11 protein-coding genes are annotated in these 10,085 nt (G+C 56.8%); 3 read left to right on the top strand and 8 right to left on the bottom strand.

Going from position 1 to position 10,085, the window contains the following annotated elements; translation table 11 throughout:
* Positions 1-436: 436 nt before the first annotated feature.
* Positions 437-1,708, bottom strand: a complete 1,272-nt coding sequence (locus tag AC2FJZ_RS21930) for a cytochrome-c peroxidase (protein WP_496667982.1) — start codon at positions 1,706-1,708, stop codon at positions 437-439.
* A 15-nt stretch (positions 1,709-1,723) separates the two neighbouring features.
* Here AC2FJZ_RS21930 and AC2FJZ_RS21935 point away from each other — a divergent pair, with 15 nt between their 5' ends.
* Positions 1,724-2,194 (top strand): tetratricopeptide repeat protein, encoded by a 471-nt coding sequence (locus AC2FJZ_RS21935; protein ID WP_496667981.1) that lies wholly within the window; start codon positions 1,724-1,726, stop codon positions 2,192-2,194.
* Positions 2,195-2,224: 30 nt separating this feature from the next.
* Here the strand turns inward: AC2FJZ_RS21935 and AC2FJZ_RS21940 are convergent, their stop codons facing one another.
* Genes AC2FJZ_RS21940 through AC2FJZ_RS21965 form a run of 6 tightly spaced genes read right to left on the bottom strand, consistent with a single transcriptional unit; the run spans position 2,225 to position 7,801 of the window.
* Positions 2,225-3,286, bottom strand: a complete 1,062-nt coding sequence (locus AC2FJZ_RS21940; RefSeq protein WP_496667980.1) for a TRAP transporter substrate-binding protein — start codon at positions 3,284-3,286, stop codon at positions 2,225-2,227.
* Between the two features lie 24 nt (positions 3,287-3,310).
* Positions 3,311-4,600 carry a TRAP transporter large permease gene (locus AC2FJZ_RS21945; RefSeq protein WP_496780322.1) on the bottom strand — a complete coding sequence of 430 codons (1,290 nt, stop codon included), beginning with the start codon at positions 4,598-4,600 and terminating at the stop codon, positions 3,311-3,313.
* Entirely contained in the window at positions 4,601-5,188 is a 588-nt protein-coding gene (locus AC2FJZ_RS21950) for a TRAP transporter small permease (protein ID WP_496780324.1), read from the bottom strand.
* Between the two features lie 53 nt (positions 5,189-5,241).
* Positions 5,242-5,757 (bottom strand): flavin reductase family protein, encoded by a 516-nt coding sequence (locus AC2FJZ_RS21955; protein WP_496667978.1) that lies wholly within the window; start codon positions 5,755-5,757, stop codon positions 5,242-5,244.
* Positions 5,757-6,647, bottom strand: coding sequence for an aldo/keto reductase (locus AC2FJZ_RS21960; RefSeq protein ID WP_496780326.1), 891 nt, complete (start codon positions 6,645-6,647; stop codon positions 5,757-5,759). Before AC2FJZ_RS21960 ends, AC2FJZ_RS21955 begins: the two co-directional genes overlap by 1 nt.
* Positions 6,647-7,801 carry an LLM class flavin-dependent oxidoreductase gene (locus AC2FJZ_RS21965; protein ID WP_496780328.1) on the bottom strand — a complete coding sequence of 385 codons (1,155 nt, stop codon included), beginning with the start codon at positions 7,799-7,801 and terminating at the stop codon, positions 6,647-6,649. The genes AC2FJZ_RS21960 and AC2FJZ_RS21965 overlap by 1 nt, the downstream gene beginning before the upstream one ends.
* Before the next feature lie 105 nt (positions 7,802-7,906).
* Here AC2FJZ_RS21965 and AC2FJZ_RS21970 point away from each other — a divergent pair, with 105 nt between their 5' ends.
* Together AC2FJZ_RS21970 and AC2FJZ_RS21975 are read left to right on the top strand one after the other, a co-directional pair.
* On the top strand, positions 7,907-8,617 hold the full coding sequence (locus AC2FJZ_RS21970; RefSeq protein ID WP_496667975.1) for a GntR family transcriptional regulator: 711 nt from the start codon (positions 7,907-7,909) through the stop codon (positions 8,615-8,617).
* Between the two features lie 12 nt (positions 8,618-8,629).
* Positions 8,630-9,727 (top strand): Gfo/Idh/MocA family protein, encoded by a 1,098-nt coding sequence (locus tag AC2FJZ_RS21975; protein WP_496780330.1) that lies wholly within the window; start codon positions 8,630-8,632, stop codon positions 9,725-9,727.
* A 155-nt stretch (positions 9,728-9,882) separates the two neighbouring features.
* Here AC2FJZ_RS21975 and AC2FJZ_RS21980 read toward each other — a convergent pair.
* On the bottom strand, positions 9,883-10,085 hold a 203-nt coding region (locus tag AC2FJZ_RS21980; RefSeq protein WP_496780331.1), incomplete at its 5' end, for a hypothetical protein.

The following is a 10,085-nucleotide window of genomic DNA, read 5'->3' on the forward strand; positions in this document are numbered from 1 at the left end:
TGTGTTAGTAGTTGTTGCCTCAGCTAATCGGGGTGCTCGCAGTGTCTAAAGCGGACCTTCGCCGCGGGTTCAACAAAGTCGGCAATGCGGACAAATCGGTCGGTTGCATTTAGAGCCGTGGGACTCAAAAACGGCCCAAAGCCGACCTCCGGCGATAACCATCGATGCTGCGATGCGGCCCGTCAAACCGGACTTTAGCCGCAGCTGCGAAGCCAAAGCGTAGATGATCTCACACAAAACCGGCATTTGAAACCTGCGCTCAGCAAGGTGGAATTCCGCGCGTCCGAGGCCCATTCGGACACAACCGCCCAACCCGATGCGTTGGTCCCACAACAGCTAACTGCCGAGATTTGCCCCGCTGCAAATGGTGTACGTGATTGAGATATAGGCGAAGTACGACAATAGCATTCCGCAACAATATCTTCCTGAGGGATAGCTAAGGAATAAATCCTTTCGGTACCCCAAACTTCAATGAACCTGCGCTGACACCTGTCAACGAATGTAAAAATGCAATCAGGTTTTGAATTTCTAACTCCGTGAGTTGGATCGGAACAATGTCATTTTTTTTGCGTTGCCGCTCCATCTCATAGTAGTCCTCCCAAACTAAGAAATCAGTTTTTTGCAACCATGGCACCTCGGGCAATGCAGCCATTTTGGGACTCCATTTTTCTAGGCTTGCCTGCGGGTCTAAATGATGGCGAACGACGCTTTCAAGATCGGGGAAGGCGCCATTGTGACCGTAAGGCGCAGTCAGGGCAACGTTGCGCAACATAGGGGTGCGAAACCTATAAGCATCCTCCAGGCGGTTGCTTTCACCCATTCGGCCAACATCCCGGACAACGGGATCCCACTGACGGGTGCGGCCCGGCCCAAAGGGCGGTAATCCCAAGGCATGGAACTTCTGATCTGACATGAGCGGTCCGGTGTGGCAGGTGGAGCAGCGGGCTTTGCCGTAGAAAAGCTTCACCCCATCCAATTGGGCCGGTGAAAGGGCATTTGCGTCACCTGCGAGGTAGTGGTCAAACTGGCTGTCGGTACTACGCCACTCGATCGCCATGAATGCGGCCAGAGCGTTGGCGACTTGCGTGATAGTGATGTCTTCGGTCGTCTCGACCTCATCAAAGGCGGCGACGATGGCCGGACCATAGCGTGGATCGGTGCGGACGCGTTTCGCCAGAATCGGCCAGCCCTTGTCAATACGATTATGCACCGCGCCTGTAACCTCATTCTCGGCCACATTGCCCGCCATCTCAAATTGTGAAGTCAGGGGAAACAGAGCCTGGGCCGCCAGCAGGGAATTCAGACCCTCAGGCAGCCACTCCTGTGCTGGGGAATTGAAGGCATTGCCGTAGACGTTGGAAATGCTCAGTCGGCCGTCGTGAAATACGGTATGAATTTCCTTGGCCCCAAGGTTCCATAGGCCCGGAGAGTTGCGAGGGATGCGTTTGCGTATTCTGTCTGCCCTAGTGCCGGGTGTGCGGTCCGGCCCCAACCCCTGCCCGCCTTCTCCTATACCCAGTGACAACCCGTCCGAGGTGCCGAAATCCGGGTGGTGACAATGGGCGCAGGTGATGTTGCGGTTGCCTGACAGGATCGGGTCGTAAAACAGTTGATGACCGACGGCGGCCTGTTCCATATCAAAAGGAACAAAGTCATCATTGGTTAGCGGGCGCGGCAAATCCTGTGCCGCCGCGGCCCCAACCCACAAGAGAGCAACTATCCCATGCGCCAGCTTGTTTTCGCCCTTTGCGTATTTGCGTCTCCGGCCCTGGCTGAACTGGAGCAAGCTCGCGATATGATGGAAGCCGGTCAGTTCGAAGCCGCGCGCGAGGAACTTCTTCCAGCCGCTCGCTCGGGCAACGCCGAGGCCGAGGAGTTGATTGGCGTGATGTACGGGCTGGGTCTCGGGGTCGAGCAGGATTACGAACGGGCCTTTGAATGGTATCTGCGCGCCTCGATGAAGGGGCATCCGGGGGCTCAGTCGGGCGTTGGCTGGTATTATGAATTGGGTCTGGGCATGCCCGCGCCCGATCTTGTGCGAGCCTACTTGTGGTACACGCTCAGCGCCATTGGCGGCGACCCCGACGCGGCGATCAGCCTTGAGGAAGTGGTTAAGAAAATGTCGCCGGAGCAGATCGAAAGGGCGCATGTGCTTGTCAACGACTACAAAGGGTGGATGTACCCGTTTCGGTGATGGCCGGGCCGCAAAGCCCGGCCCTTGCATTTAGTTAAGGTCTGCTGCGCGTGAGGCGTTCACATCGGCCTCAGCCGCAGTAACCGCTTCGGTCAACGCGCCAAAGATTTCATCCCCGCGGGCGACGTTGGACTGGAACCAGTCATAAACCGGGGTTGCGGCCTCTTTGAACGCAGCCTTCTGATCAGGCGTCAGGACATAGAGGTCCCCACCACCGGCGACAAAATCCTCATAGGCCTGAATCGACTTTCGCTTGGGCGAGGCAAAGGTGGCCTGTTGCAGCGCATAGAAACCGTCGACAACGACGCGGCGCATTTCCTCGGGCATCTCTTGGAACTTGGCGTTGTTCATCCACCACAGCGCTCCCATATAGGCATGGCCGTCCAGCGTGACATATTGCAGACCCGCGTCAGGGAATTTCATGCCCATAATGTCGGTGATGCCGTTCTTGGATCCCTCGACCACGCCGGTCTGGAAGCTAGTGAACAGTTCCGGCCATGGGATCGGTGTCGGCGAAGCTCCCAGAGCTTTGACAAGTTCCTGCGGCAGGTCGGCGACCACGGTGCGGATTTTCAGACCTTCCATGTCGGCAGGATCGGCAATGCGGCGCTGGGTATTGGCGAAGTTGCGCCAGCCGCCGGTGTTGCCAATGGTCATAAGACGTATCGCACCCCCAGAATCTTCCAGTGCCATGTCGCGCATGGTGCGGGTGAAGTCGCCGGACAGAACATGCTCGGCAATGCGGTCATCGGCCATCAGGTAGGGCAGGTCCAGAACCTGCACGTAAGGAAAGATGCCCGAGGCCCCGCCCGAGGTGGAGATGTAGATGTCGATGGTGCCATCGGCCACGCCTTGCAGGCATTCCGCGCCGTTCGAACACAGTTGGGTGCCGATGAACAGTTCGACCTCAATCGCACCGTTCGAGGCTGCCTCGACATAGTTCTTGAAGACGATCAGGCCGTCATAATCTTCGTCATTTTCGTTCGAGTTGGCAGTAGCGCGCAGTGTGTAGTCGGCAGCTGTGGCGGCCATAGCGGACACGGCCACAAACGATGTGGCCACCGCTGCGGTTTTGATGAAGTTTCTGAGCATGCGTTTCCTCCCTGTGGAACTCAGTTAGTTGGCAAATCCCGTTATCCTAGGGATAGTCATAGATAGTGCGGGGATATAGGTGATTAGGAAGATCACTATGATTTCGACGGCCAGGAACGGCAGGATCGCCTTGGCGATTGTTTCGACCCGTTCGCGGGATACGGCGGCGGCGACAAACAGGACCAAGCCCATCGGCGGAGTGGCGAGGCCGACGGTCAGGTTGACGCTCATGATGATGGCGAAATGGATCGGGTCTACACCAAGGCTGGTGAAGATGGGTCCAAGGATCGGGCCAAGGATGATGATCGCGGGGCCTGCATCTAGAAACATGCCGACGATGAATAGCAGCAGGTTGATCAGGAACAGCAAGATAAGCGGGTTTTCCGACAGGCTGAGGATCAGTGAGGCCAGTTGTTCCGGCGCATGGCTGAGGCTGACAACCGTCTTGAACGCCATCGCCGCGCCGACCAGCAGCAGGACGACGGCGGAGGTCATGCCTGCGTTGCTGAGAACTTTTGGCACTTCTTTCCAAGTCAGCGTGCGCAAGACGAAGAAGCCGATGATGAAGGCGTAACCCACGGCGACGGCGGCGGCCTCGGTTGGTGTGAAAATGCCGCCCAGAATGCCGCCTAGAATGATCACCGGGGTCATCAATGGGAAAAAGGCTTTCAGGCTGGCTTGACGCCGTTCGGGCCAAGTGTATTTTCGGCTGGCAACGGGGAAGTCATAACGGTCTGCCATGAGTTTGATCATCAGCATCAGACCAACGCCGACCATCACGCCGGGAACGATACCCGCCAAAAACAGAGCGGCCACACTTTCGCCCATCACATAGGCGTAAATGATCATGATGCCTGAGGGCGGGATGATTGGACCAATGACTGAACTGGCTGCTGTGATCGCGGCAGCGAATTTGCGGGTATAGCCCTGTCTCTCCATCGCCGGGATCAGCATCGACCCAAGCGCCGAGGTGTCCGCCACGGCGGACCCCGAGAGGCCCGCGAAGAGGATCGAGCTCAGCACGTTCACATGCGCCAGACCACCGCGCAGGTGGCCCATCAGGGCTTGGCTGAACTCGACCAAGCGGATAGTGATGCCACCGCGATTCATCAACTCTCCGGCCAGCATGAAGAAGGGAATCGCCATCAGCGGGAAGCTGTCCATGCCGTTATAGACATTGCGATAGAGCAGCGTGATGTCATTGGCCTGACCGTTGAGCCACAGCAAGATACCGGGCGCGGCCAAAAGGGCAAAAAAGACCGGCAGGCCGATCAGTAGGAAAATCAGGAAGGTGGGCAGGAACCAGATCAGCATTTATTCGGCCCCCACTGCCGCATCGGGAATTTCGGGCAACAGGTGGCTGCCGCCCAGCAGAGTGATGAAGGATCGCAGGATCAGCTCGATATTCACCGAGATCAGCAGGATGATCCCCACCAGCAGCGATGCCATCATCCAACTGCGTGGAATGCGATACCATTCGTCGAACCCGAAAGAGGTGGGCAGATACAGCGCGGCAGTGGCGAATTTGCCGCCAAAGCCGGTAACCTCGGACCAGCCGATGTTGACTGCGACCACCAAGACGGAGAGCGCGATCAAAAGCAGGAAAAGATTCAGCGTTTGGCCGACGACGCGGGGAAGGAAGCGTTCCAGCATGTCTATGGCCACAAAGCCGCCGCGCCGAAAGGCGGTGGGCGCCATAAGACCGGTCATCCACAACATACAGAACCGCGCGGCCTCATCCGGCCAGGGCAGCGCGTTGCCCAGAACGTATCGGAAGAACACCTGGATCAGAATTGCGATCACCATGAGCGCAATCGCAACAATACCAACCGCGCGGCCCAGACGCAGCACGGTTTCGTTCACGAATGCAATCGGCGCAAGCACCGATGCCAGTCCGCTCATGCGGATCCTCCCTTGTTCAGCCGCAGGTATGTCCCACGGTCGTCAAATCGCGCTTAGGCTTTCGCGAATTGGCCGAGTTTCCCAGCATAAAAGGTCAGCGCGTCTCCATCCGACATGCTGGCCTTGAGAACCTTTCCAACTACAATAACGTGATCGCCTGCATCGTGATACGCGTGCTGTTCGCATTCGAACCGAGCAAGGCAGTCCGCCAACACCGGTGTCCCATTCTCACAGCGCTCGTGGTTGATGTCCCGCAGTGCAAAGGCGTCTTTCGAGCAGCCGAAACACAGCTCGGCCTGTTCCGAGGACAGCACGTGGACGCTGAAATGACGGGCTTTGTGGAAATAGGGGAAGCGGCGCGAGTTGCGGTCTCCGGCCCACATGATCAGCGGTGGGTCGAGCGATAGGGACGAAAAGCTGTTCGCGGTGATGCAGACCGGCCCGTCCGCGCTATCACAAGTGACGATGGTGACACCGGTCGCAAAGCGGCCGAAGGCATCGCGCAAGGTGCGGGTGTCCTCCTTTTGCGGAACGAAGGTGTGGGTCATGTCCTTTGAGATTGCGTTCATCATGGAACCTCGTGCCCCAGTGCCGCCTCGTACAGGCGGAACCAGCTTTCCCGATCCAGTTTGACTTTCAATGCGTCCGAGGCGCGTTTGATCCGGTCCAGACTGTTGGTGCCTAGAACCGGCAGGATGCTGGCCGGATGGGCCAGCAGGAACGCCACGGCGACGGCGGCGCGATCCACGCCGAACTCGGCTGCGATTTCATCAGCGACAACCCCAACCGGTGGGTTTCCGGCCATCAACAGGCCTCCACCTAGCGGCGACCATGCCATCAACGGATGGCCATGCTGTTGGTGAAACGCCAGGTCTCCGTTGGTGAAGGGGCTGATCTCACCCAGAGAAATTTCGATCTGGTTGGTGACCAACTGCGTTTTCATCGCCGATTGCAGCAACGACCAATCCCACGGGCGGAAGTTGGAAACACCGACGGCGCCGACCTTGCCACTGGCAACAACCTCATCCAGAGCTGCTCCAGTTTCATGGTGGTCCATCATGGGATCTGGGCGGTGGATCAGCAGCAGATCGATGTGGTCAATCGCCATTTCGGACAGCGACGTGTCGACCGATTTCAGAATGTGAGCGCGCGAGGTGTCGTAGTATTTTACTTTCGCATTCGCGTAACGGCCAACCGGCGCGACGATGTCACATTTGGTGACAAATTCCATCTTCTGACGCAGGCTTGGATTGGCGCGCAGGGCCGTGCCCAGCACAGCCTCGGCCTGGTAGCCGCCATAGATGTCGGCCTGATCGAAGGTGGTGATGCCCTGATCCAGACAGGCCTGAATCTTGGCCTCGACATGGCCCGCGGACGTGTCACTGTCATCGCCCAACCGCCACATGCCATACACAAGGCAGCTCATTTCCAGCGAGTCAGATAGTTTCACACGTTGCATCAGCGGCGATCTCCGTTGCCCAGCGGTGTGGCCGGGGTCGTATTTGGAACCCTTCCGTAAGCTTCGGGAAGGGAACAGATCTTCAGGTTCGGCAACACGCGGGCGCCGAAATGACGGGCTTCGTCCAGATGCGGGTAGCCCGAGAAGATGAAAGCGCGGATGCCCATCTTCTGGTATTCCTCGATCTTCGACATAACCTGATCGGTGGATCCGACCAGAGCGGCACCGCAGCCAGACCGCGCCCGGCCAACACCGGTCCAGAGACCGGGTTCGACATAGCCGTACTCATCCGCCAGGTCGCGGTTCCTGGCCTGATGCGCCACACCCAGCGAAGTCGAATCCAGCGCCCGTTCGCGGATGGCGCGACCGTATTCGTCGTCCAGCTTCGAGACGATGTAGTCCGCGTATTCCTGCGCCTCAGCCTCGGTATCGCGAACGATCATATGGACACGCAGGCCGTAATCCAGCGTGCGGTCGTAGTTTTCCGCGACGGCGTGAACAGCCTTCATCCGTTCAGCCAGTTGGTCCTTGGTTTCAGGCCACATCAGATAGACATCGCAATGCTCACCACACAGATCCAAAGCGGAGGGAGAATAGCCGCCGAAATAGAGTAGCGGCCCTCCAGCCTGGTATGGCTTGACTGGGTCAGTGGTCAGGCCCGAGAAGTTATAGACTTCGCCTGCATGATTGATCTCATCCTTGGTCCAGGCCTGTTTCAGAATCTCCACCACTTCGCGCGAGCGTTGGTAGCGGAACGCGCTGTCGGCTTTCTCACCGGGAAAGTCGGATGAGATGATGTTAACCGTCAACCGCCCCTTCAGCATGTGATCCAGCGTTGCGATGGTGCGGGCCAGCATGATCGGTTGCATCTCACCACAGCGTACGGCGGCCAGCAGGTTGATCCGGTCGGTGATCGGAGCGCAGCCGGCGACAAAGCTCAGCGTGTCTTGACCGACCTGATAGGAGGACGGGCAGAGGATGTTGCGAAAACCCTGCGCTTCGACCTCCTTCACAATGTTCGAACAATGCTCCCAACTCGACCGCAGGTCGCCATCGGGAACGCCAAGGAACTGGTAATCATCGGAACACAGCGCGGCAAACCACGAAACTTCGGCCGCATCCAGATCGGGGGATGTGATGGGGACGATGCTCATTTGATTTACGCTCCGTACATCTTTGACTTTCCTCTTGCGTAGCAATCGCTTTGATGTAGATCAATAGTGTATCAATTTTTCCTGCGGCCGAGTGAAGCGTCTACTGTGCCTGTGTCCAACCGAAACCCAAATGCCCTGCCGGTATTTACTCAGATCGCGGAACTTCTGATCCGTGACATCTCGGCTGGTCGCCTTATTGAAGGAGAGCGCTTGCCACCCGAGCGCGAGATGGCCGCGGAGTTGAATGTCTCGGTTGGAACGCTACGAAAATCGCTCTCTGAGCTAGAAAAAAAGGGGATGTTGGAGCGTATCCAAGGCTCAGGAAACTACATCCGCGAGACCGGCACACAAAATAGCGTCTATGCAATGTTCCGGCTGGAACTACCTGAAGGGGGTGGCCTGCCACGTGCGGAAATCCTGTCAGTTGACCATCTGAAAAAGCCAATCGATCTGCCTAAATTCGGTGATTCTGATGCCGGTTCGCGCGTGCGGCGGATGCGCTACCTGAATGATACAATTATCGCTGTCGAAGAAATCTGGCTAGACGAATCAGCTGGTCTGGTCGACCAGAGCCTACTGTCCGACTCACTCTATCGCTATTATCAGCGGCAATTGGGATTTTGGATCGCAAGAGCCGAAGACAGAGTATCGGTCCGGCCGCTACCGGACTGGACCCCTCCTGAATTTACCAAACCAGCGGGCCAAGCGGTGGGTTACATTGAGCGGTTCAGCTGGTCGGAAAACGCCGAAGCCGTTGAATTCTCAAAAACATGGTTCGACCCAGATCGGGCCAACTACGTACAACGTTTGAAGTAAAAGGAATCGCACATGACCCGGACCATCAATTACGGGCTGATTGGATGCGGAATGATGGGGCAAGAGCACCTGCACAATATCGGATTGCTGGAATGTACTAATGTGTCAGCGATCTTTGAGCCCGATCCAGAGATGACAAAAGTCGCCAAGGCACTTGCGCCAACTGCAGCCATGGTTGGTTCCGTGCAAGAGCTTCTGGCGGTTGAAGAACTGGACTGCGTCGTCATTGTTAGCCCAAACCATTTTCATGTAGACCAGATTTGCGAAATCGCTGAAACACGTCCACTACCGCTTTTGGTAGAAAAGCCATTGTTCACCGACCCGCAAGACGTGACCCGACTCGAGCAGTTGCAGCGCGACTACCCCTGCCCGGTTTGGGTCGCGATGGAATACCGGTACATGCCCCCTATTGCTGCTCTGATCGAGAAGACTCAGGCGACAGGTGGTATAAAAATGTTATCGATCCGCGAGCATCGATTTCCATTCCTGGAAAAGGTCGGCCACTGGAACCGTTTCAACCGCAATACTGGCGGTACTTTTGTTGAAAAATGCTGCCACTTCTTCGACCTAATGCGCCTGATATTGCAATCCGACCCGGTACGGATAACGGCAAGTGGTGGGCAGGCGGTGAACCATTTGGACGAGAGTTACGACGGCCAAACCCCAGATATTCTGGATCACGGCTATGTTCTTGTCGACTTTGCTTCGGGCGCGCGCGCGATGTTGGAACTTTGCATGTTTGCCGAAGGCTCTCGCTATCAGGAAGAAATTTCGGCCGTCGGACCAGATGTTAAAATCGAGGCGCTGGTTCCAGGACCCGGACGCTTTTGGCAGGATCACTTGGGCGCCCCCCCGCCTCCGCGTGTAATCATTAGTCCGCGCATTCCCAAAGGTCCCGTATCAATGGACGTTCCAGTGGACCCAAATCTGTTGGCGGCTGGGGATCACAATGGGTCGACCTACTACCAGCATGAAGGATTCTTGGCTGTGCTTCGTGGCGAAAAAGCAAAGCCGGATGTGAGTTTGAATGACGGCCTCTGGGCCGTCAGGATGGGGCAAGCGGCGCAACAGGCAATAGACACCAGCGAAACAGTATACATGGTTGATTGAATGAGATCAAAAACGCGGGTGCGTTTTGCAGCCGCTAAATAGCCCCATATTGCGTGAACTTATGTCATATATCGCCACTCGAGTTGGCAAAGGGCCATTTATAGCGACTGTAGAAGCCTACTTTTCCGCATTCCCGCTGGGATGCCCACCCTACACTATTTGTCCTGCCTTTCCGGCTGCGAAAGGCCGCTTTTCATGATCGAGTGAGATGCTCTTTCGGTTGCAGCGAATGCCCGCTTTCCGCCCATTTTGCCGATTACTGCGACGTGTATAGAGGTCACCTTTGGGCTTATTTTGTTGAAAAACTCGGGCTTGATCGGTTGGTAAGTTGCTGATTCAATTCTTCCTAAAGGGAGGG

Source organism: Ruegeria sp. CDSA079 (assembly GCF_059612245.1).

What these genes read in the sequence shown, in the direction of transcription:
- AC2FJZ_RS21935 (WP_496667981.1), top strand. Translation starts at nt 1,724, where the DNA reads ATGCGCCAGCTTGTTTTCGCCCTTTGCGTATTTGCGTCTCCGGCCCTG.
- AC2FJZ_RS21940 (WP_496667980.1), bottom strand. Translation starts at nt 3,286, where the DNA reads ATGCTCAGAAACTTCATCAAAACCGCAGCGGTGGCCACATCGTTTGTG.
- AC2FJZ_RS21945 (WP_496780322.1), bottom strand. Translation starts at nt 4,600, where the DNA reads ATGCTGATCTGGTTCCTGCCCACCTTCCTGATTTTCCTACTGATCGGC.
- AC2FJZ_RS21950 (WP_496780324.1), bottom strand. Translation starts at nt 5,188, where the DNA reads ATGAGCGGACTGGCATCGGTGCTTGCGCCGATTGCATTCGTGAACGAA.
- AC2FJZ_RS21955 (WP_496667978.1), bottom strand. Translation starts at nt 5,757, where the DNA reads ATGAACGCAATCTCAAAGGACATGACCCACACCTTCGTTCCGCAAAAG.
- AC2FJZ_RS21960 (WP_496780326.1), bottom strand. Translation starts at nt 6,647, where the DNA reads ATGCAACGTGTGAAACTATCTGACTCGCTGGAAATGAGCTGCCTTGTG.
- AC2FJZ_RS21965 (WP_496780328.1), bottom strand. Translation starts at nt 7,801, where the DNA reads ATGAGCATCGTCCCCATCACATCCCCCGATCTGGATGCGGCCGAAGTT.
- AC2FJZ_RS21975 (WP_496780330.1), top strand. Translation starts at nt 8,630, where the DNA reads ATGACCCGGACCATCAATTACGGGCTGATTGGATGCGGAATGATGGGG.